This is a genomic window from Microvirga alba, assembly GCF_015694465.1.
Lineage (GTDB): Bacteria > Pseudomonadota > Alphaproteobacteria > Rhizobiales > Beijerinckiaceae > Microvirga > Microvirga alba.
In genome coordinates, this window is record NZ_JADQDO010000002.1 from 314,886 (window position 1) to 335,658 (window position 20,773).

Annotated in this window: 18 protein-coding genes; 8 read left to right on the forward strand and 10 right to left on the reverse strand. The window is 64.1% G+C overall.

Going from position 1 to position 20,773, the window contains the following annotated elements; all coding sequences use genetic code 11:
- Window positions 1-131 precede the first annotated feature (131 nt).
- Entirely contained in the window at window positions 132-1,754 is a 1,623-nt protein-coding gene (locus I2H38_RS05795; RefSeq protein WP_196270875.1) for an ABC-F family ATP-binding cassette domain-containing protein, read from the reverse strand.
- A 508-nt stretch (window positions 1,755-2,262) separates the two neighbouring features.
- Here I2H38_RS05795 and queC point away from each other — a divergent pair.
- From queC to queE, 3 genes are read left to right on the forward strand one after another with little or no spacing between them, the layout of a single operon-like run.
- Window positions 2,263-2,973 (forward strand): 7-cyano-7-deazaguanine synthase QueC, encoded by a 711-nt coding sequence (queC, locus tag I2H38_RS05800; RefSeq protein ID WP_196270876.1) that lies wholly within the window; start codon window positions 2,263-2,265, stop codon window positions 2,971-2,973.
- An 8-nt stretch (window positions 2,974-2,981) separates the two neighbouring features.
- The gene (locus I2H38_RS05805) at window positions 2,982-3,338 is read left to right on the forward strand and encodes a 6-pyruvoyl trahydropterin synthase family protein (RefSeq protein ID WP_196271329.1); all 357 of its coding nucleotides are present in this window, start codon (window positions 2,982-2,984) and stop codon (window positions 3,336-3,338) included.
- Window positions 3,317-4,066, forward strand: coding sequence for a 7-carboxy-7-deazaguanine synthase QueE (gene queE / locus I2H38_RS05810; protein WP_196270877.1), 750 nt, complete (start codon window positions 3,317-3,319; stop codon window positions 4,064-4,066). Before I2H38_RS05805 ends, queE begins: the two co-directional genes overlap by 22 nt.
- Window positions 4,067-4,157: 91 nt before the next feature.
- Here the strand turns inward: queE and I2H38_RS05815 are convergent, their stop codons facing one another.
- The 3 genes from I2H38_RS05815 to I2H38_RS05825 form a co-directional block, all read right to left on the reverse strand.
- On the reverse strand, window positions 4,158-4,907 hold the full coding sequence (locus I2H38_RS05815; RefSeq protein ID WP_196270878.1) for a class I SAM-dependent methyltransferase: 750 nt from the start codon (window positions 4,905-4,907) through the stop codon (window positions 4,158-4,160).
- A gap of 182 nt (window positions 4,908-5,089) precedes the next feature.
- Entirely contained in the window at window positions 5,090-7,621 is a 2,532-nt protein-coding gene (gene mgtA / locus I2H38_RS05820; RefSeq protein WP_196270879.1) for a magnesium-translocating P-type ATPase, read from the reverse strand.
- Between the two features lie 97 nt (window positions 7,622-7,718).
- On the reverse strand, window positions 7,719-9,011 hold the full coding sequence (locus I2H38_RS05825; RefSeq protein WP_196270880.1) for an amidase: 1,293 nt from the start codon (window positions 9,009-9,011) through the stop codon (window positions 7,719-7,721).
- 200 nt (window positions 9,012-9,211) lie between these two features.
- Between I2H38_RS05825 and I2H38_RS05830 the strand changes: the two genes are divergently transcribed.
- Window positions 9,212-9,973, forward strand: a complete 762-nt coding sequence (locus I2H38_RS05830; protein WP_196270881.1) for a HugZ family pyridoxamine 5'-phosphate oxidase — start codon at window positions 9,212-9,214, stop codon at window positions 9,971-9,973.
- A 9-nt stretch (window positions 9,974-9,982) separates the two neighbouring features.
- On the opposite strand, the gene I2H38_RS05835 is transcribed toward I2H38_RS05830, so the two are convergent.
- The 6 genes from I2H38_RS05835 to I2H38_RS05860 all read right to left on the reverse strand — a co-directional run bounded on the left by I2H38_RS05835 (window position 9,983) and on the right by I2H38_RS05860 (window position 17,100).
- On the reverse strand, window positions 9,983-11,503 hold the full coding sequence (locus tag I2H38_RS05835; protein WP_196270882.1) for a carboxypeptidase M32: 1,521 nt from the start codon (window positions 11,501-11,503) through the stop codon (window positions 9,983-9,985).
- Between the two features lie 17 nt (window positions 11,504-11,520).
- The gene (locus tag I2H38_RS05840; RefSeq protein WP_196270883.1) at window positions 11,521-12,525 is read right to left on the reverse strand and encodes an ABC transporter ATP-binding protein; all 1,005 of its coding nucleotides are present in this window, start codon (window positions 12,523-12,525) and stop codon (window positions 11,521-11,523) included.
- The gene (locus tag I2H38_RS05845; RefSeq protein WP_196270884.1) at window positions 12,477-13,496 is read right to left on the reverse strand and encodes an ABC transporter ATP-binding protein; all 1,020 of its coding nucleotides are present in this window, start codon (window positions 13,494-13,496) and stop codon (window positions 12,477-12,479) included. Before I2H38_RS05845 ends, I2H38_RS05840 begins: the two co-directional genes overlap by 49 nt.
- Complete coding sequence (locus tag I2H38_RS05850) at window positions 13,493-14,386, reverse strand: ABC transporter permease (protein ID WP_196270885.1); 894 nt, start codon at window positions 14,384-14,386, stop codon at window positions 13,493-13,495. Before I2H38_RS05850 ends, I2H38_RS05845 begins: the two co-directional genes overlap by 4 nt.
- A complete protein-coding gene (locus I2H38_RS05855; RefSeq protein WP_196270886.1) occupies window positions 14,383-15,357 on the reverse strand; it encodes an ABC transporter permease in 975 nt (324 codons plus the stop codon). Before I2H38_RS05855 ends, I2H38_RS05850 begins: the two co-directional genes overlap by 4 nt.
- Window positions 15,358-15,519: 162 nt before the next feature.
- A complete protein-coding gene (locus tag I2H38_RS05860) occupies window positions 15,520-17,100 on the reverse strand; it encodes an ABC transporter substrate-binding protein (protein ID WP_196270887.1) in 1,581 nt (526 codons plus the stop codon).
- Window positions 17,101-17,196: 96 nt separating this feature from the next.
- On the opposite strand from I2H38_RS05860, the gene I2H38_RS05865 reads away from it, so the two are divergent.
- Genes I2H38_RS05865 through I2H38_RS05880 form a run of 4 tightly spaced genes read left to right on the forward strand, consistent with a single transcriptional unit; the run spans window position 17,197 to window position 20,733 of the window.
- Complete coding sequence (locus I2H38_RS05865; protein WP_196270888.1) at window positions 17,197-18,273, forward strand: GntR family transcriptional regulator; 1,077 nt, start codon at window positions 17,197-17,199, stop codon at window positions 18,271-18,273.
- The gene (locus tag I2H38_RS05870) at window positions 18,270-18,965 is read left to right on the forward strand and encodes a creatininase family protein (protein WP_196270889.1); all 696 of its coding nucleotides are present in this window, start codon (window positions 18,270-18,272) and stop codon (window positions 18,963-18,965) included. The genes I2H38_RS05865 and I2H38_RS05870 overlap by 4 nt, the downstream gene beginning before the upstream one ends.
- The gene (locus I2H38_RS05875) at window positions 18,965-19,981 is read left to right on the forward strand and encodes a ketopantoate reductase family protein (RefSeq protein ID WP_196270890.1); all 1,017 of its coding nucleotides are present in this window, start codon (window positions 18,965-18,967) and stop codon (window positions 19,979-19,981) included. The genes I2H38_RS05870 and I2H38_RS05875 overlap by 1 nt, the downstream gene beginning before the upstream one ends.
- A complete protein-coding gene (locus I2H38_RS05880) occupies window positions 19,978-20,733 on the forward strand; it encodes an SDR family NAD(P)-dependent oxidoreductase (protein ID WP_196270891.1) in 756 nt (251 codons plus the stop codon). Before I2H38_RS05875 ends, I2H38_RS05880 begins: the two co-directional genes overlap by 4 nt.
- Window positions 20,734-20,773: the final 40 nt, after the last annotated feature.

Below are 20,773 nucleotides of genomic sequence, written 5' to 3' on the forward strand. Positions count from 1 at the left end.
CGCGGGAGCGCCCTCTTTCTTTTTTCAGCCCGGCATTTTCGGAGTTACGTTTTAGGATAGAGAATGGGGAGGACCTATTAGCATCCTCGACGTGGCCTCTCGATCACAGGATCTGGGCCTCGCTTCGCGGATCAGCTCCGCAGGCCGGGCGCCTCTTGACCCGTGCGCGCCACGTATTCCGTATAGCCGCCGCCGTATTTATGAATGCCCTCGGGCGTCAGTTCCAAAACCCGATTGGACAAAGCGGCCAGGAAGTGCCGGTCGTGCGAGACGAACAGCATCGTGCCCTCGTATTGCGCCAACGCAGTGATGAGCATTTCCTTCGTCGCCATGTCCAGGTGGTTCGTGGGCTCGTCCAGCACGAGGAAGTTCGGCGGATCATAGAGCATTTTTGCCATGACCAGCCGCGCCTTCTCTCCCCCCGACAGGACCCGGCATCTTTTCTCGACATCGTCGCCGGAGAACCCGAAGCAGCCGGCGAGCGCGCGCAGCGAGCCCTGTCCCGCCTGGGGAAACGCATCTTCCAGCGACTGGAACACCGTGCGCTCGCCGTCCAGCACTTCCATGGCGTGCTGCGCGAAGTAGCCCATTTTCACGCTGCCCCCTAAGGCAACCGTCCCGTCGTCCGGGTGCGTGGCGCCCGTCACCAGCTTCAACAGCGTCGACTTACCCGCGCCGTTGATGCCCATGATGCACCAGCGCTCCTTGCGGCGGACCTGAAAATCCAGGCCCTCGTAGATGCTCCGGCTGCCATAGCGTTTGTGCACGTTCTTCAGGCTGACAACGTCCTCGCCCGAACGAGGTGCGGGCTGGAACTCGAACACAACCGTCTGGCGACGCTTGGGCGGCTCCACCCGGTCGATCTTCTCCAGCTTCTTCACGCGGCTCTGCACCTGGGCGGCGTGCGAGGCGCGCGCCTTGAAGCGTTCGATGAAGTTGATCTCCTTGGCGAGCATCGCCTGCTGACGTTCGAACTGAGCCTGCTGCTGCTTCTCGTTCAGCGCGCGCTGCTGCTCGTAGAATTCGTAATCACCCGAATAGGCCGTCAGCGCGCCCGCGTTGATCTCCACCACCTTGGTGACGATGCGGTTCATGAACTCGCGGTCGTGCGAGGTCATGAGCAGCGCGCCCTCGTAGCCCTTCAGGAACCCCTCCAGCCAGATGAGGCTCTCCAGGTCGAGGTGGTTGCTCGGCTCGTCGAGGAGCATGGCGTCAGGGCGCATGAGGAGGATTCGGGCGAGCGCGACGCGCATCTTCCAACCGCCGGACAGGGCGCCCACGTCGCCGTCCATCATCTCCTGGCTGAAGCCGAGGCCCGCAAGCACCTCGCGCGCGCGACCGTCCAGAGCGTAGCCGTCCAGCTCCTCGAAACGCCCCTGGACCTCGCCGTAGCGCTCGACGATCTCGTCCATGTCGTCCGCGCGCTCCGGATCGGCCATGGCGGCCTCCAGCTCCCTCAGCTCGGCGGCTACGACACTCACCGGGCCAGCGCCGTTCATCACTTCGGACACGGCGCTGTGGCCGGACATGTCGCCGACATCCTGGCTGAAATAGCCGATGGTCACGCCCCGATCGACGGCCACCTGGCCCTCGTCGGGCTGCTCCTGTCCCGTGATCATCCGAAAGAGCGTCGTCTTGCCGGCTCCATTGGGGCCGACGAGACCGATCTTCTCCCCCTTCTGGAGCGCCGCAGACGCCTCGATGAACACGATCTGCTTGCCATTCTGCTTGCCGATGTTTTCGAGACGAATCATGCGTGTACGGGATCCCAGTTGATTTGCCGCGTCCTTACGCCATGGGCCGCGCAGGCGGAAGAGGCCTGAATGCCACGGAATGGCTCTCGAACAACAGCCAAACCCGCCATGCATGGCTGCCCGGGCAGGCTTTCATTCCCGTAGGCTCATGCCTCAGCCGGTTGGCGCGAGAAGGCGATCTTCGCTCTCGTTAACGTGCAACGTTTGGTCGGCATGGGACCGCATCAATTCGAGCCGGTTCGCCAACCAAGGCTGTTACGGGTACTGGCACCGCTGCGTCCTCAATCTGCGCTCGTCCCTGACGAAATACCCTCCCAGCGCGACGTTTTTTCCGGCTGCGGCGCGTTGACAAGCGCACGAGACGGGGGCTTTGTGCGCCGGAAAGCGGATGGAACGCTACTCCTTCCGCTTTGCGGACAGCGCCCTTTTCGGGGTGTGATCCGCTCGACGTTCATCGGCACGTGAGCCGATCCGGTCGCAGCCTACCCGGTCAAAACAAGGAGCCCAGGTGAAGACTATTGTCGTCTGTTCCGGCGGGTTGGACTCCGTCACCCTCGCCTACAAGGTCGCCGCTGAGCGCACTCTCACGCGCCTCGTGTCCTTCGACTATGGTCAACGGCACAGGAAGGAGCTGGACGCTGCACGGGCATGTGCCTCGCGCCTCGGCGTGCCCCACGATATTGTCGATATCTCGGCGGTCGGACGCTGCCTCACCGGATCGGCGCTGACCAGCGGCGAACCCGTCCCGGAGGGGCATTATGCCAAGGACACGATGCGGATTACCGTCGTGCCCAACCGCAATGCCATCATGCTGGCGATTGCCTTCGGCATGGCAGCAGCGGATGAGGCCGATGCGGTCGCAGCCGCGGTCCATGGCGGCGACCACTTCATCTACCCCGATTGTCGGCCGGATTTCATCGAGGCCTTCGAGACGATGCAGCGCCATGCGCTCGAGGGGCTGGCGAAGATCGCCCTCTACACGCCGTTCGTCCGGCTGAGCAAAGCCGACATCGTCCGCGAAGGAGCACGGCTTGGCGTTCCCTTCGCCGAAACCTGGTCCTGCTACCAGGGCGGCGATGTTCATTGCGGGCGCTGCGGCACCTGCGTCGAGCGGCGCGAGGCCTTTCATCTCGCCGGCCAGGATGACCCAACGCCTTACGGGGATCCGGACTACTGGATCGAGGCGTGTCGGGAGCACCAAGCCAGACAATCGTCATAGGCGCGGCCATGTACACCATCGCCAAGCGATTTTCGTTCTCGGCCTCGCACATGATCGGGGGCCTGCCGGCGCATCATCCTTGTGCCCGGCTCCACGGCCATAACTACGAAGTGGAGATCGTGCTGCAATCCGCCGAGCTCGATCCGGTCGGCTTTGTCCGCGACTACCGTGAGTTCTCGGCGCTCAAGGAGTTCATCGACGACACTCTCGACCATCGCCACCTCAACGAGGTCTTTGGACATGACCGGACGACCAGCGAGGTCATCGCCAAATGGCTCTACGACTGGTGCCGGGCGCGCTGGCCGGAGGTTGCAGCCGTGCGCGTCAGCGAGACCCCGAAAACATGGGCGGAATACCGTCCATGAAGGGGAGCATCCGCATCAGCGAAATCTTCGGTCCGACGGTCCAGGGAGAAGGCCCGTTGATCGGACGGCCGACAGTATTCGTGCGCACCGGCGGCTGCGATTATCGCTGCAGCTGGTGCGATACGCTCTACGCAGTGCTGCCTGAGTTTCGCGAGGAATGGACTCTGATGAGTCCAGCCGCAATCCTGGCGCAGGTCGAGCACTTGGCCGGCTCCACGCCGGTGCTCGTGTCGCTGTCCGGCGGCAATCCCGCGCTTCAGCCGCTGGCACCGCTCATCGAACAGGGCCACCGGAAGGGACACACGTTTGCCCTGGAAACCCAGGGCAGCGTGCCCCAGCCCTGGTTTGCGGCGCTCGACTGGCTCATGCTGAGCCCGAAGCCACCATCTTCAGAGATGACAACCGACTGGCAGGCTCTGGACGATTGCATCTCGGCAGCGGCAGGCGGACCACACTGCGCCCTCAAGGTGGTTGTGTTCGACGAGGACGACTATGCTTATGCCCGGTTTGCGGCGTGTCGCTATCCGACTCTGCCGGTTTATCTCCAGGTCGGAAATCCCGCTCCGCTGGTAACCCATACCGGCCCAGGCAGCGAGGAGGCCAACATCGATGATGTGATGCGGGGCTTCCGCTGGCTTGTCGACAAGGTGACGGCGGATCGGTGGTATGCGGCGACGGTCCTGCCGCAACTGCACGTCCTGGCCTGGGGGAACAGACGCGGTTTCTAGCGGATCCCCTGCGCGACCGCCTCCCTCGGATCGGTATCCTCCGGTCGATCCCCTCATTCACGCCCGAGCGCTCAGCGCTACAAGAAGACATTCAAGCGAGACGGCCAAACGGGATGATCTCCTCGGCCATTGGATGATAGGGATTACCCTCCCAGCCGCCGAGCCATTTCTCGACTACGAGCCCGGCGGACTCGATCATGTCGGCGAGTTCGTCTTGCGGCGTGTAGCGGATCTGCGCCGATGCCGAAAAGACCTTGCCTGTATCGAGGACCCGATAGCCGTTTTCATAGGTCAGGATGCTGGTGGTTTCGTCAAATGAAGGCTCATTCCAGGCTTCGATCCTGCCGAGCTGGGGATGATCGAGTTGATGCAGGCTATTGCGCCGGTTCCGGTTTTCCCACGTCCTGAGCACGGGATTTCGACTATCGAAGATGAACCGTCCGTTCGGCTTCAGGTGCGCGGCGATCGTCGAGAGCGCCGCTTTCTGATCCTTGCCGGTGAGAAAGACCTGAAACACATGCCCTGTCAGAAGAACAAGGTCGAAGCGGTCATCAAGACGAACCGAGCGGGCATCGGCCTGGACCCAGGTGACCTCATGGCCACCCGGCCGCTTTCGCGCAATGTCGAGCATCGCCGCCGCAGGGTCGACGCCCGTCACCGCCCGGTTCTGCGCAAGCGCGGTCGCTAGCTCGCCTGTGCCGCAACCCAGGTCGAGAACGGATGCCGCATCCGTCGCAAGGGCCATGCAATAATCGAAATCAACGCCCCATGTGTTCGCCGCATCGTAGAACTGCGCCAAATCCGGATCACGGTAGAGACCATCGTCCGTGGGCTCACTCATCCAGCCATCTCCTTCGCGCATTCCCGAACCATAGGCGCCCAGCCGCTGATGCGCCTATGGCCCCGAGAGTGCCGATATACGCCGACAGAGCAATACCGGACGAATGGAATTTGGCCTGGCCGGAAGGCTGAGGCATTGCGGGCTCAGATGACGTGATCCGAACGGATGCCTCACTCCCCAACTCACGCCTGCTCCGCCCCAAGCGCGAAACGCTTCAAGGCCTCCGCGGCGATGAGATAGCCCACGACCAGCAGAAGGATGATCGCCAGGATCGGCCAGAGCACCGCGCCGAATCCCAGCTTCAGCCCGATCGGCGTGAGAGCGATGAGGTTGGCGACGGCGAGCGCCGTCAGCGAGATGATGACAAGCACGCGGTTCGGTCGGCTCTTCCAGACCGGCAAGGCCGTTCGGATGAGGAAGACGACGAGAATCTGCGTCGCCATGGATTCCACGAACCAGGCTGTCCGGAACTCCGCGGCCGCCGCGCCGAAGCCGAGAATGAGGACGATGAATGTCGCGATGTCGAAGATGGATGAGAGCGGTCCCATGATCAGCGAAAATCGCAGCACGCTGTTCATGTCCCAGTTGTGAGGCCGGGCGACCTTCTGCTCGTCGACATTGTCGAACGGAATGCCGGTCTCGCTCATGTCGTAGATCAGGTTGTTCAACAGAACCTGGATCGGCGTGAGCGGAAGGAAGGGCAGGAACATCGAGGCGATCGCCATGGAGAGCATGTTGCCAAAATTCGATGAGGTGCCCATGCGAACGTATTTCATGATGTTGGCGTAAGTGTAGCGCCCCTCCGCGACGCCATCCGCGACCACGCCGAGATCGTGCTCCAGCAGGATCAGGTCGGCGGCGGCCCGGGCGACGTCGGAGGCTCCATCCACCGACAACCCGGCATCGGCGGCCTTGATGGCGGGGGCATCGTTGATCCCGTCACCGATGAATCCGACCGTATGCCCGCGCAGCTGCAACGCGCGCACGATGCGGGTCTTCTGGTCGGGCGCGACCCGCGCGAAGAGATCCGTCTCCTCGACGCGCAAGGCGAGCGCCGTATCGGTAAGCTCGGAAATTTCCGCGCCGGTCAGCAGGCCCTTGGCCGGGATGCCAAGCGTCTCGACGATATGGTGCAGGACCGGCGCGGCATCACCCGAGACGATCTTGACCCTGACGCCGACCTCCTCCAACCGCGCGATGGCCGAGGCCGCCGATGGCTTTGGCGGATCGACGAAGACGCAGTAGCCTGCGAAGACGAGATTGGCCTCGTCCTCCACGCCTGGCCGTAGGCGCTCGGGCGGCATCTCGCGCCAGGCGATGCCGAGGGAGCGCAAGCCCTGCCCGGCCTTGTCGTCATAAAGACGCGTCAGGCTCGCCCGTTTCGCGTCATCGAGGGCCACGGGCGCGCCTGTCCCGAGGTCGACTTGCGTGGACAGCGCCAGAACCTCTTCCGGCGCGCCCTTCACGATGAGAAGCGGTCGCCCGTCCTTCTCCGCCAGCACGGACACACGCCGACGCTCGAAGTCGAACGGGACGTCGGCGATCCGCTTCCACGACGTGAGCGGCATGTCATCGCCATGGGCGATGATGGCGTCGTCGAGGGCGCTTCTGACGCCGCTCTCGAAGCGAGAGTTCACGGTCGCGAGTTCGAGCACCCGTTCGGAATCGACGCCGTCGCAGCCGGGATGCCCGACCAGCGCGATGCGGGCTTCGGTCAGCGTGCCGGTCTTGTCGGTGCAGAGAATGTCCATCGCGCCGAGGTCGTGGATGGCGGCGAGCCGTTTCACCACCACCTTGCGTGCGGCCATGCGCACCGCTCCGCGCGACAGGGTCACGGTCATGATCATGGGCAGGAGTTCCGGCGTGAGCCCGACGGCGAGCGCGACGGCGAAGAGGAAGGATTCGAGGACCGGGCGATGAAGCGCGAGGTTCGCCAAAAGGACGAGCAGCACGAGAAACGCCGTCATGCGCAGGATCAGCACCCCGAGCGCGTGCAGCCCCCTCTCGAAGGCCGTCGGCGGCTCCGCGGATCGCAGCGCCGCCGCGATGCCGCCGAAGCGCGTCCGCGCTCCGGTTGCGACCACGAGCATGGTCGCGTCTCCGCTCACCAAAGCGGTGCCCCCGAACAGCGCGTTGAAGGCGTCGGCCGTCGCCTCGGCATCGCAGGGTCCCGGCCGCTTCTCGACAGGGAACGCTTCGCCGGTCAGAAGCGCCTCGTTGGTGTGCGCGGCCCGGCTGTCGAGCACGATGCCGTCCGCCGGCACGAGATCGCCCGCACGCAGCTCGACCACATCCCCCGGCACGATATCCTCGACCGCGAGGCCGATGGTTTTTCCATCGCGACGGACCTGCGAACGGACGGCGACCGAACGCTTGAGGGCTTCGGCGGTGACCTCGGCACGGTGCTCCTGGATTACGTCAAGCGCGATGGACAGGCTGAGAATGGTCAGGATGATGACGAAGCTCGCCCAGTCGCCCGTGGCCCCCGAAATCAGCGCCGCGACGATCAGAATGGCGATTAGCGGCTCGATCAGGCGGCGGCCGATCTTGGCCAGGAGCCTGAGGCGGACAGGCTCGACCGCCACGTTCGACCCTGTCTCGGCCAGCCGCCGGGCGGCCTCCGCGCTCGACAACCCCTGCGCGCTGCATCGGAGAGCCGCAAAGCTCGCCTCGGTGGAGCGGCGCCAAAAAGGGTCGGAAGCGTTCGGCTGCATGGGCGCACCTTCATGGAAGGAGCCCCTTCATCGCCCGCCAATCGCAGCCGCGCTTTGATCTAGCGCAGAATGCGCTGCGCCTTTTCAAGCTCACCCGTCAGCGGGTCAGTTCCTTCTCCACACTCGCGGAGATGTCGAGCAGCCGCTGATCGTGACCATGGCGCGCCACGAGCATGAACCCGACCGGGAGCGCACAAGCAGGGATCGGCAGCGAAATGGCGGTCAGATCGAACTGGTTGGCGAACATGGGGTTGCGCAAGATCAGCCAATCCGTCCTGTCGTAGAGTTCCTCATCCGCCATCAACGGCGCGGTCAGCGGCGCGGAGATCGCGGTTGCCGGCAACGCGAGAACGTCGATGGGCGCGAGCCGCTCGTCCATGGCGGTAACGAGCGCCTTTCGCCGACGCAACGCCCGAATATAGACCGGCGACGGCACCCTCCCCGCACGCGCGATCGAACCGCGCACGAGTGGATCGATCATGTGGGCTTTCGCCTCGATCCAATCCGCGTGAATCTCGGACGCTTCGATGGAGGCAATCGAGGCCCGCGCGGTCGCATCCGCCATGGCCTGGAGGAGATCGTCGATAGGAAGCGCGATGATCTGCGCGCCGGCCTGCGACAGACGCCGCAGGCTCGCCTCGAAGGCTTCTGCGACCATCGGCTCGGTCTCGGTGAACAGACGCCCATGCGGAACCCCGATGCGCAGACCGGCGAGAGGATAGGGGGTCAGGGTTCGCGCCTCGTCGCCTGCCATGATCGCATCGGCCCAGGCGCAATCCTGCACGGTCGCGGCGAGCGGACCGATGGAATCGAGGGTGTAGGAAAGGGGGAAGACTCCGTCCAACGGCACACGATGCGCGGTCGGTTTGAACCCGACGACACCGTTGAACGCCGCCGGGATACGCACGGAACCACCCGTGTCGCTACCAATTGCAATCTCGCTCGTGCCCTCAGCGACCGACACGCCAGCCCCGGAGGACGACCCACCCGGAACGCGGGCGGGATCTGCCGCATTGCCGGGCGTGCCGTAATGCGGATTGAGGCCGATTCCGGAAAAGGCGAACTCGACCATGTTCGTCTTGCCGAGGATCACCGCGCCCGCCTGACGCAAGCGGCGAACGATCGTTGCGTCCCGCGACGCGGGCGGCGCGTCGCGCAACACGATCGACCCTGCCGTGGTGGCCTCTCCGGCCACGTCGAACAGATCCTTGATCGAGACGATGCTTCCGTCGAGAGGTCCGAGACTGACGCCATCGCGCCTGCGTGCATCGGCGGCATCCGCGGCCGACCGCGCGGCATCGGCATAAAGGCGCACGAAAACGCATTCGTCGGCGGCGCGCGCGGTCAATCGCGCGAGAATGTCTTCAAGCTTGTCGCGAACCGGGGCCATGATGATTCCGCAATCGAGGCGGGCGACAACCCGCGCTTCATCGCAGCAGGTTAGCACCTGACGGGCACGGTGCTGTCAAGCCTTCGGGCCGCGGCTGGAAAAGCGGCCGGCTTGCACGCTTCGCGCACCTGCGTGACGAATTGGCCCGCAAGGCGTTAGAAAAGAGCGACTCTGATCTCGCAACAGGTGGATGAGACGATATGCGGAAAGACCCGATCCTGCCGGTCGACGACGAGGCCCGCCTGCTTGCCAAGCAGTTGATGCGGACCGCGCGATCCGGCGCGCTTGCGACCAACGATGGCGAGAGCGGGTTTCCTTTCGCCAGTCTCGTGGCCGTCGGGAGCGACCTCGACGGGTCGCCCATCATTCTCACGTCGCAGCTCTCCACCCATACCAGGCTGCTGGAGGCGGATGAGCGCTGCTCCCTGTTGCTCTCGGACATCGGCAAGGGCGATCCACTGGCCCATCCCCGTCTGACGCTGCTTGCCGATGCAACGCGTCTCGAGCCCGGATCGCGGGAGGCCCAGGGCGTCCGGCGGCGGTATCTGACGCAGCATCCGAAAGCGGCCCTCTACGTGGACTTTCCCGACTTCGCGTTCTGGCGGCTCAACGTGACGTCCGCGAGCCTCAATGGAGGGTTCGGCCGGTCCTATCGCATGACCAAAGCCGATATCTTGACGGACATGACCGGCTTTGACGGCTTCTCGGATATGGAAGCGGAAGCCGTCGAGCACATGAATACGGATCACAGGGAAGCTGTCGCCCTCTACGCCACCAAGCTATGCGGCGCGCCTGCCGGCGCTTGGAAGCTGATCGGCATCGATCCGGAGGGCGTGCAGCTTGGCTTAGGCGACAAGATCCTGCGCCTCGTCTTTCCGCATCGTCTGACGAGCCCGGCGGATCTGCGGCCGGTGCTCGTCCATCTGGCGCGGGAAGCCCGGGGCCATGAGGCGCTGGGCTAAAGCCCGGTCTCAGGCCGCGTACTTGGCGCTGAGGTAGGCAAGGTAGGGCGCGGGATCGAGGCCACGTCCGGTTTCCCGCACCAACAGCTCGTCGCGGTTGAAGCGACGGCCATGGCACCAGATCTTGGTGCGCAGCGCCTCGGCGAGACCCGTATAGTCACCGGCCTCGATGGCCGCATCGAGCGCGCGATCCTGACGCAGCGTTTCCATCATCTGCGCCGCCATGACGTTGCCGACCGTATAGGTCGGGAACGAGCCGATATAGCCCGTCGACCAATGCACATCCTGCAAGACGCCGCGTGAATCGTTGGGCACATCGAGATCGAGGTCGCGCTTGATGGCCGCGTTCCAGGCTGAAGGCAGATCCGCGACAGCGAGCGAGCCGTCCATGAGCGCGCATTCGATGTCGACGCGCAGCATGATGTGGAAATCATAGGTCAGCTCATCCGCTTCGACGCGAATGAAACCGGGCTCGACGCGGGTAACGGCGCGATAAAACTCTTCCGCGCTCACATCGCCGAGTTCGGTCGGGAACTGCTTCTGCAGTTCGGGGAAGTGCAGCTGCCAGAACATCGGGCTGCGCACCACGTGGTTTTCCCACAGGCGCGACTGGGATTCGTGCGCCCCGAAGCTCGTGCCGCCGACCGCGTAGAGCCCGACCAGATCGGTGGCGAGCGTCGTGCGCGTATAGGCCGGATCAACGCCCTGCTCATAGAGCGCGTGGCCGGTCTCATGCGCCGTTCCGAAGATGGAGGCAGGCAGATAGTTGCGGGTGTAGCGGGTGGTGATGCGCACGTCGTTACGCGTGAACGACACCTCGAACGGGTGCACGGTGGTGTCGAGGCGACCGCGCTTGAAATCGTAACCGAGCTTTTCCGCCACGGTCAGGCCAAAGGCGCGCTGCCCTTCCTCCGAAAAATCCCGGAACAGGAAGTCGGACCGGGGCGCGGGGCGGGAGCGAGCTGCGGCGAGGATCGGCAGAAGACCTGCCCGCAGCGTTGCGAACAGCCCTTTCAGGCTCGCCGCCGTCTCGCCCGGCTCGTAGATCGAGACCATGGCGTCATAGGGATGCTCGGTCCAGCCGATGCAATCCGCGTAGGCCCGCGCCAACTCGACCGTCTTTTTCAGATGCGGCGAAAAGATCGAAAAATCGCTCTTCGACCGGCCTTCGATCCACGCGGCTTGCGCCACCGTGCGAAGGGAAGCGCGTTCCTGAATGAGGGACGCCGGCACGCGCCGGTGATGCTCCACCGCATGACGGGTCTGGGAGACGAGGCGGCGCTCGGCCTCGTTCTCCGGCAAGGATTCGACCGCTCGCTCGGCCGCCTCGAGCGCCTTTTCGGTTTCCGGCGCAAGCAGAAGGTCGCGCGCGACGCGGGTCAAGGTCGCGATCTGGTTTCCGCGCGTCTCGGCCCCTCCGGCGGGCATCATGGTGCGGGAATCCCAGGTCAGGAGCGACGTGGCGTTGAGCACGTCATTAACGGCGGCGATGCGCTCCTTGAGCGCCGCGAGAGAGGCTTCCTGGTTCATGATCGTATCTCTTCTGGTCAGTCTGTTCCGCCGCCATTGAGATGGCAGGCCGAGGCGCGCCCGGGGCCGATGGCGCTGAGCGCGGGGGCTTCGCGCTTGCAACGCGGTCCCGCGAGGGGACAACGCGGGTGGAAATGGCAGCCGTTCGGCGGATGAAGCGGCGAAGGAATCTCACCCGCGATGGGGCGGAAATCCTTGCGGCCCACGCCGACGCGCGGAACGCTCTCGAACAGCGCCTTCGTATAGGGATGGTTCGGCGCCGCATAGAGTTCCGCCGTCGGGGCCAACTCGACGATGCGGCCGAGATACATGATCGCGACCCGGTCCGACACATGGCGCACCACGCCGAGATCGTGGCTGATGAAGATCGCCGTCAGGTCGAGGTCCTGCCGCAGATCCATGAACAGGTTGAGCACCTGCGCCTGGATCGACACGTCGAGGGACGCCACCGGCTCATCGAGCACGAGCAGATCCGGCTTCATCGCGAGCGCGCGGGCGATGGCGATGCGCTGGCGCTGGCCGCCGGAGAACTGGTGCGGGAAGCGTCGGCGATAGCTCGGATCGAGTCCGACGCGGCCCAGCATGTCAGCCACATAGGCATCGGCGTCGCGCGCCTTGACGATGTTGTGAGTCACCGGGCCTTCGGCCACCGTGTCGCCGATGCGCATGCGTGGATTGAGGCTGGCGAAGGGATCCTGATGCACCATCTGGACTTGTGTCGTCAGCTTCTCGGTCCGCCGCCCCTGCTCTTTCGCAACGGGGGCATTGCCGAACAACACCTTGCCGTCGCTGGGCGCATAGATGCCGGCGATGATCCGCCCGAGGGTGGACTTGCCGCAACCGGATTCGCCGACGAGGCCGACGACCTCACCCTTGCGCACGGTGAGGCTCACGTCGCTGACGGCGCGCACGATCTCGGTCTTGCGCCCCGCGCCCAAAAGGCCCGCGATGCGCTCGCCGAGGCTCGGACGCTTTACGAAGCGCTTCGATACGTGGTCGATGTCGAGGAGAGCGGCTGACATGAAACGGGCTCAATCGGATAATGGCAAAGGGCGGAGCGCCCATCCGCGAAAGTCTGGACGGGCGGCGTGGTCGTGCAGGCGGGGCCCGCCTTGAAGCAACGGGGCGCGAAGGCGCATCCGGGCGGAAGGTCCGCAAGCGACGGCGTCGAACCGGGAACCTGCGGCAGGCGTTCGCCGGGCTCATGCTCGGCCGGAACCGACGCGAGAAGACCCGCCGTATAAGGATGACGAGGCGAGGCGATGACATCCGCCGCAGCGCCTGTCTCGACGACGCGGCCCGCATACATGACGCAGATATCGTCGGCGAGGCTGGAGACGACCGCGAGATCGTGCGTGACCCACACGAAAGCCGTTCCGGTTTCATCCGCGAGGCGGCGCACCTCGGCGAGGATCTGCCCCTGGATCGACACGTCGAGCGCGGTCGTCGGTTCGTCCGCGATAATCACCGCCGGACTGTGCAGAAGCGCGATCGCAATCGCCACGCGCTGGCGCATGCCGCCGGAGAGCTGATGCGGATAGGCGTCGAGACGCTCTTCGGGGCTGGGGATGCCGACCTTGGCGAGCGCATCGCGCGCCCTGCCCCAGGCCACCTTGCGGGAAACCTTGTCGTGAGCGCGCACGGCGGCGATCATCTGCGTCCCGATCTTGAGGACCGGGTTCAGGGTCATCATCGGGTCCTGGAAGACCATGGCGATCTGCGCACCGCGGACGCGACGCATGGCCTCGCCCTTGAGACGCGTGAGATCCTGGCCTTTCAGCAGCACCTCGCCACCCGCGACCTCGCCGGGAGCCTCGATCAGGCCGAGGATCGAATAGCCGGTGACGCTCTTGCCCGAGCCGGATTCGCCGACGAGGCCGAGGATGCGGCCGCGACCGACCTCGAAGCTCACCCCATCGACGGCCTTGAGCACCCCATTACGGGTCTGGAATTGGGTCTGGAGATTGTTGACACGAAGAATAGCGTCACTCATCGGCTGCGCCTCGGGTTCAGGACGTGGCGAACCTGATCGCCGACGAGGTTGATGGCAACCACCGTCAACATCAGCGCGATGCCGGGATAGATCGAGATCCAGTAGCGGCCCGAGAGCAGAAACTGGAATCCATTGGAGATGAGCGAGCCCAGCGAAGGCTTGGTCAGCGGCAATCCGAGGCCGAGGAACGACAACGTCGCTTCAAGCGCAATGGAATTGGCCACCTGCACCGTCGCGACCACAAGCAACGGCGGCAACGCATTCGGAAGCAAATGCCGGAACAGCACCCGGCGCGCGGGCAAGGGCGTCGAGAGCGCGGCCTCGATGTAGTCCTTGCCCCGCTCGGCGCTCGCCGCGCCATGGGTCGTGCGCGCGAAATAGGCGTATTGCGCGGCAACCAGCGCAGCGACGAGCTGCGGCAATCCTTGACCGAGCATCGCCACCAGCACCAGCGCCAGCAAAATCGCGGGCAGCGAGAGCTGCAAATCGATGACGCGCATGATCAGCGCCTCGGTGCGGCCGCCGTAATAGGCCGCGATCAGCCCCACCGTCGCGCCGAGCACGAGGGCGAAGGTTCCCGCGAGCATGCCGATGATGAGGCTCGTCCGCAGGCCATAGAGAATGGCGGAAAACAGGTCGCGCCCGGCGGCATCGGTACCGAGCCAATGGACGTAGCCCCCGGATCCGATCTCACCCGGCGGCAAACGGGCGTCGAAGAGATCCAAAGTCTTCTGATTGTACGGGTCCTGCGGCGCTACCAGCGGCGCGAAGATCGCCATCAAAATGACGGAGACGATGACAATAAGGGCTGCGACCGCCACCGGGTTCTGGCGGAAATCCGTCCAGAAATTGGCGAGCCGGCCCCAGCGGGTTTCAACAGGGGCGCTCATGACGCGGCCTTCACGCGAATGCGCGGATCGAGCTGGCCATAAACCAGGTCGACCACGAGGTTGATGAGAACGAACAGAAACACGACGAGAATGAGGTAAGCGACCATCACGGGCCGGTCGAGCACAGTGATGGAATCGATGATGAGTTTGCCCATGCCGGGCCAGTTGAACACGGTCTCGGTCACGACCGCGAAAGCCAGGGTCGAGCCGAGTTCGAGACCGAACACGGTGACGATGGGAATCGAGATGTTCTTCAGCACATGCAGTCCGACAACTTTGCCCTCCGACAATCCTTGCGCGCGGGCGAAGCGCACGTAATCGGAACTCATGACCTCAATCGTGCCAGCGCGGGTGAGACGGATCAGGAGCCCGAGCTTGAACAGAGCGAGGTTGAAAGCTGGCAGGATGATGTAGCTCCAGCCTTCGAGCGAGCCGATGGACAGTTTCAGGCCGAACACATTCGACACCGGCCCGCGTCCGCCGGAAGGCAGCCAGCCGAGTTCGACGGCGAATGTCATGATGAGGAGAAGCCCGACCCAGAAGGTCGGCACGCTGAAACCGAGAACCGAGAAGGTCATGATGGCCTTCGCAGACCATGAATCCGGCTTGTACCCCGCCCACAACCCGAGCGGGATGCCAAGGCAGGTTGCGATCATCATTGCGGTCAGCGCCAGTTCCAGCGTCGCGGGAAAGCGCGACCAGATCAGGCCGATCACGGGCAGGCGATAGATGAAGGATTCACCAAAATCCCCGTGCAGCATGTTGTTCATGAACACGAAGTATTGCTCGATCAGCGGTCGATCGAGGCCATAGCGGTGAATCAGGGCCTCACGCAGCGCCTGGTCGGAAGCAGGGTCGATCATCACGTCGATCGGGTTCCCGATGGCGTAAACGCCGAGGAACACGAGGACCGACATCGCGACGATGACCATAAGCGCCTGCAAGACGCGCTGGATAAGAAAACCGATCATGCTCACTCATGCATGGGGTTGAAAAAACATTTCCAGGCGGAGCGCAACGTGGCTGCCGTCTGGAAGGGGTTCAAGAAACGAGCCGGAGCGGGATCGTGGTGAAACCGCTCCGGAAGGAGGCCGACCGGGATAGTCCCGGCCGGCATCTTTTTTGTCGAACGATCAGCTCTTCGGCTTGATTTCGTAAGCCAGCGTTTCCTGGTCGACGCGTGCGGGGATCGTAAGCGCTCCCTTTTTCGCCGCCCAGACCGTCTGGAGCTGAACCATCGGGATCAGCGCGCGGTCGTTCATGGAGATCTCGGTCGCCTTCTCGAACAGGGCGCGACGCTTGGTGTCATCCATGGTGCGGCTGCCTTCCTGAAGCAGCTTGTCCACTTCCGGATTGGAATAGCCCTGCTTGTTGAACGCGCCGAGACCCGTGCTCGGATCCGCCGTGTGCACGAGCGAGCCGTAGGTGTAGCTCGCCTCACCCGTCAGCGTGCCCCAGCCGCTCATCCACATCGGGAATTCACCCTTCTGCTGCGCCGGGAAGAACACGGTGCCGTTGAGCGCGTTTGCGTTGACCTTCAGGCCTGCGCGCGCCCACATCTGGGAGAGAGCCTCGCACATCGCGCCATCGCCCGGCAGACGGTTGTTGGTGCAGAAGAAGTCGATCTCGAAGCCGTTCGGATAACCCGCGTCGGCCAGGAGCTTCTTGGACTTGGCGACATCGTAAGCGCGCTCCGGCAGGTTCTTGCTGCCGCCGAAGAAGTGCGTCGGCATCAGCTGGTTGGCCGGACGGCCCAGGCCCTCGAGCACGACGCGGACGAGCGTCTTGCGGTCGATGGCAAGATCCATCGCTTCGCGGACCCGCGGGTCGCGCAACGGGTTAGCGGTGATTTCCTTGCCGTCGACCTTCACAGGCTTCGGCAGGGTTTCCTTCTGGTTCGGGTAGAGATCGAAGAAGTACACCGAGTCGGCGACGAAGGTGTCGACCGACTTGTCCTTCTGCATCGATGCGTAGTCGGTGGCGGGCACGTAGTTGACGAGATCGACCTGACCGGATTTCAGCGCGGCCATGCGAGCCGGATCGTTCGGGATTTCCTTACGGATCACCTTCGCCCAAGGCTGCTTCTCGCCCCAGTAGCCGTCGAAGCGCTCGACGACGAAGTCACCCTTCGGCTCCCACGAGACGAACTTGTACGGACCGGTGCCGATGGCGGCCTTGCCCGAATTGAACTGCTCGTTGCGGGCATCCATGCCGACGGACTTCGACACGACGAAAAGACGAATGAAGTCGTTCGGCAGGGTCGGCGCGGCCACCTTCGTGATCACGTGCAGGGTGTATTTGTCGACGACCTTCGTCTCTTTCACCTGCTTGGTGTAGATCGTCATGCTCATCGGCCCGGTCACCACGGGGATGCGGTCGATGGAGAATTTCACGTCCTCGGCGGTCAACTCGGAACCGTCGTGGAATTTCACGCCTTCGCGGATCTTGAATTCCCAGGTCGTGTCATCGACCGGCTTCCAAGAGGTCGCGAGACCCGGCTTCATGTTCAGGTTCTCATCCGCCATCACGAGCGTGTCGAAGACGTGGCGGAGGGTCTCAGCCTGGCTGCCGAGGGTCGACCAATGCGGGTCGATCGAGTCCGGACCGGCGCGGACGCCCATGGTCAGTGTCTGCGCCGACACCGCGCCGCCAAGCGCCGTGCCGAGGAGCAGAGCCGCCGCCAGCGCCCCGCCAAGCTTGAAATTAAGTTTCATGAGATATCCCCTCTTGCTAAGAACCGATCTTTTCGTCCAAGGTGTTCTTATCGATTAGAACGGTAGGTCAGTAAATTCATTAAAGTCAACTCCATCGTGCCCAAAACGCCATCACCCACTGACGATTCTCACGGCATCTGTTATAATGAAACAGAACAGACGCCCGAACAGCGCATTCTGAACAGCCTCGCCGGCGCGCTCGATCGCACGCTGCCGGTGCCACTGGGCATTCAATTGCGCGGGCTGATCGAATTCGGGATCGCGTTGGGTGAATTGCCGAGTGGGCAGCGGCTCCCCTCCGTGCGCGAACTCGCCGAACACGCGGGCATCGCCAACATGACCGTCGCCACGGTCTATCGGGAACTGCGCGAGGCCGGTCTGATCGAAGCCAAGCCGGGCGCCGGCACCTATGTGGGCGATGGGAATACCGGAGACGGTCTGCGCTCGACCGCCATGCGCAAGATCCAGCGTCGCATCGAGATGCTGTTCAACGAGGCCGAGGAATTGGGACTCGCTCCCTCGGTCGTCTCCTCGCTGGTCAATGCGCGGGCCGCGCGCGGCCGCACGCAGACACGGCCGCTTCGCCTCGTCATGGTCGGCAATTTCATCGACACGACGCAGCAATACGCCGACCGGATTCAGGAGTATCTCGGGTCAGGCGACACCATCGCCGTGACGACCGTCGACGCGTTGCAGGCGGGTGAGGCCTTTCCGCAGCCCTGCGATGTCTGCGTGACCCTCGCCCATCGCCGCGGCGAGGTCGAGCACCTGATTCCCGGGGGGATTCCCGTTTTGGGCCTGAGCTTCATTCCGGCCGAGGAAACACGCGCGCGACTGGCGCTGATCGATCCGATGGCGCGCGTCGGCATCGTGTCGGTCTTCCCTGAATTCATGGCGTTGATGAAACCCGGCGTGCTGCGTTTTGCGCCGCATGTGTCCGATGTCGATGTCCGCCTTCTGACCGCTCCCGATCTTGAGGCGTTTCTCGCCCAGGTCGATGTCGCCATCTACGCCAGCGGCGCGGAGACGAAGGTCAAACAGCTCCTGCCGCCAGACCGGCAGGCGATGGAATTCCGCTACGTGCCGGATCCGCATGCGATCCGCGCCACGTTGCTGCCCGTGATCGAGCGGTTGCGCTCGTCAAATGTCAGACAAGAGGAAAAGTCTTTATGAAGATCAGCGAGATGAACTGGTTTCAGGTCGAAGAGTACCTGAAGACGGATGACCGCGCCGTTGTGCCGCTCGGCTGCACCGAGCAGCACGCCTATTTGAGCCTGTCGGTCGACAGCATTCTCGCCGAACGCGTCGCGGTGGAAGCAGCAGCGCCCGTCGGCGTGCCGGTCTTCCCCGTGCAGGCCTATGGCATCACGCCCTATTTCATGGCCTATCCCGGCACCGTCACCCTGAAGGCGGAAACCTATCTGCGCGTCATCACCGACATTCTCGACTCGCTGCGCCGCACCGGCTTTCGTCGCATCCTGTTCGTCAACGGCCATGGCGGCAATTCGCCCGGCCAGACGGCGGCGATCGAATGGATGGACAAGAATTCCGATTGTCGCGTGCGCTTCCACAACTGGTGGAATGCGCCCCGCACCTTCGAGAAGGTCAAGGAAATCGACCCCGTCGCCTCGCACGCCTCGTGGATGGAAAACTTCCCCTGGACGCGCCTGCCCGGCATCGAACAGCCCGACGTCCAGAAGCCCATGGTCGATCTGGAGCGCATGCGCACCTTCGGACCTGAAGGCGTGCGCGAGATTCTGACCGACGGCAATTTCGGCGGACGCTTCCAGCGCCCTGACGAGGACATGCACGCCATCTGGGACGTCGCAATCGCGGAAACCCGCGCGCTGATCGAGACCTGGTAATGAACGAGAACACGATTCTGATCTGGGGTGCCGGCGCCATCGGCGGCACCCTCGGCGCTTACTTTGCCCGCGCGGGCGAGGACGTGCTTCTCGTCGACATCGTCGAGCCGCATGTGGAGGCCATGAACCGCGATGGGCTTGCCATCGAGGGGCCGGTCGAGACTTTCACGCAGGCCGTGCGCGCGACGACGCCGGAGGGGGTGAAGGGCCAATTCAAGCGCATCATCCTCGCGGTCAAGGCACATCACACCCGCGATGCGGTGCGCGCTTTGAAACCGCATCTTGCCGATGACGGCACCGTGCTCTCCGCGCAGAACGGACTCAACGAGCTCGTGATCGCGGAGGAGATCGGTGCGGAACGGACGATCGGCTGCTTCGTCAATTTCGGCGCGGATTGGCTGGAGCCGGGGCGCATTCTCTTCGGCAACCGCGCTGCGGTCGCCATCGGCGCGCTCGATGGCGTGACCACGCCCGAGATCGAGGACTATCATCGCCTGCTGTCGATCTTCGAGCCGAACGCGGTGCTCACCGACAATATCTGGGGCTATCTCTGGGGCAAGCTCGGTTACGGCGCGATGCTGTTCGCGACCGCTCTGACGCCGGCCTCCATGTCGGAGAACCTCGCTTCCGAGCGTCACTTCCCGGTCTTCCACGCTCTTGGCCGCGAGGTCATGGCGGTGGCCCAGAAGCGGGGCGTCTCGCCGCTCGGCTTCAACGGCTTCGATCCCGAGGCTTTCAAGCCCGGTGCCGAAACAGAAGCAGCGCGCAGCTCGGTCGCCGCCATGGCGGAGTTCAACCGCCACACGGCCAAAACCCATTCCGGCATCTGGCGCGATCTGGCGGTGCGCAAGCGCAAGACCGAGGTCGATGCGCAGATCGCGATTATCGGCACGCTCGCCGCTGAATCCGGAATCGCAACGCCGACCATCGGCAAGCTCGTCGACCTGATCCACGACATCGAGGACGGGCGGCGTGAGCAATCCTGGGCCACTCTCGATCTGTTGCTGAACACATGAAACTCGACTTCACCAACCGCCGCGTCGTGGTCACCGGCGCGGCCCAGGGCATCGGGCGCACCATCGTCCAGGCTCTCGCCGCCGAGGGCGCGCAGGTCTGGGCGCTCGATCTCGACGAGCAGGGCCTCCGCACCGCATCCGAGGCGGGCGCGAAAGCCACCCGCACCCTCGACCTCGCCGACCGCGCTGCCGTCTCGCGCGCCATGAACGAGATGGCCGATGCCCTTGGCGGCATCGACATTCTGGTCAATTGCGCCGGTGGCGTGCGCGGCCAGGTGGCAAAGCCCATCGAGGACGTCGCGGAGCAGGATTGGCTCGTGCTGTTCGAGGCCAATGTGCACGGCGCCTTCTGGTGCTCTCAGGCGGTTGCGCCGCACATGAAGCGGCAGAAATCGGGCCGGATCGTCAACATCTCCTCCGGCGCGGGCCTGCGCCCCTCTCTCACCGGCATTCAGGCCTACACCGCCTCGAAGCACGCACTTGTCGGCCTGACGAAGCAACTGAGCTTCGAGCTCGGCCCCTTCGGCATCACCGTGAACAGCGTCGCGCCGGGCTTCGTTCTCTCGAATCCGGCCACGCAACGCCAATGGGAGAGCTATGGACCGGAGGGTCAGGCGCGGCTGGTGGAGAGCATCCACACCCGCCGCCTGGGCCACCCGCAGGATATTGCCGAGATGGTGATGTTCTTGGTCTCGGACGCAGCGTCCTGGGTCTCCGGCCAGATCATTTCCGTGGATGGCGGGCGTTCTTAAAAGCGCCCCCTTTTCATCAAGTTTTCATTGTCAGGAAGAA

Excerpts from the sequence above, each read along its gene's own strand:
- I2H38_RS05850 (WP_196270885.1), bottom strand. The coding sequence starts at position 14,386 with ATGAGCGCCCCTGTTGAAACCCGCTGGGGCCGGCTCGCCAATTTCTGG.
- I2H38_RS05845 (WP_196270884.1), bottom strand. The coding sequence starts at position 13,496 with ATGAGTGACGCTATTCTTCGTGTCAACAATCTCCAGACCCAATTCCAG.
- I2H38_RS05835 (WP_196270882.1), bottom strand. The coding sequence starts at position 11,503 with ATGAACCAGGAAGCCTCTCTCGCGGCGCTCAAGGAGCGCATCGCCGCC.
- I2H38_RS05815 (WP_196270878.1), bottom strand. The coding sequence starts at position 4,907 with ATGAGTGAGCCCACGGACGATGGTCTCTACCGTGATCCGGATTTGGCG.
- queE (WP_196270877.1), top strand. The coding sequence starts at position 3,317 with ATGGGCGGAATACCGTCCATGAAGGGGAGCATCCGCATCAGCGAAATC.
- I2H38_RS05880 (WP_196270891.1), top strand. The coding sequence starts at position 19,978 with ATGAAACTCGACTTCACCAACCGCCGCGTCGTGGTCACCGGCGCGGCC.
- I2H38_RS05840 (WP_196270883.1), bottom strand. The coding sequence starts at position 12,525 with ATGTCAGCCGCTCTCCTCGACATCGACCACGTATCGAAGCGCTTCGTA.
- I2H38_RS05795 (WP_196270875.1), bottom strand. The coding sequence starts at position 1,754 with ATGATTCGTCTCGAAAACATCGGCAAGCAGAATGGCAAGCAGATCGTG.
- I2H38_RS05805 (WP_196271329.1), top strand. The coding sequence starts at position 2,982 with ATGTACACCATCGCCAAGCGATTTTCGTTCTCGGCCTCGCACATGATC.
- mgtA (WP_196270879.1), bottom strand. The coding sequence starts at position 7,621 with ATGCAGCCGAACGCTTCCGACCCTTTTTGGCGCCGCTCCACCGAGGCG.
- I2H38_RS05855 (WP_196270886.1), bottom strand. The coding sequence starts at position 15,357 with ATGATCGGTTTTCTTATCCAGCGCGTCTTGCAGGCGCTTATGGTCATC.
- I2H38_RS05825 (WP_196270880.1), bottom strand. The coding sequence starts at position 9,011 with ATGGCCCCGGTTCGCGACAAGCTTGAAGACATTCTCGCGCGATTGACC.
- I2H38_RS05830 (WP_196270881.1), top strand. The coding sequence starts at position 9,212 with ATGCGGAAAGACCCGATCCTGCCGGTCGACGACGAGGCCCGCCTGCTT.
- I2H38_RS05860 (WP_196270887.1), bottom strand. The coding sequence starts at position 17,100 with ATGAAACTTAATTTCAAGCTTGGCGGGGCGCTGGCGGCGGCTCTGCTC.
- I2H38_RS05870 (WP_196270889.1), top strand. The coding sequence starts at position 18,270 with ATGAAGATCAGCGAGATGAACTGGTTTCAGGTCGAAGAGTACCTGAAG.
- I2H38_RS05875 (WP_196270890.1), top strand. The coding sequence starts at position 18,965 with ATGAACGAGAACACGATTCTGATCTGGGGTGCCGGCGCCATCGGCGGC.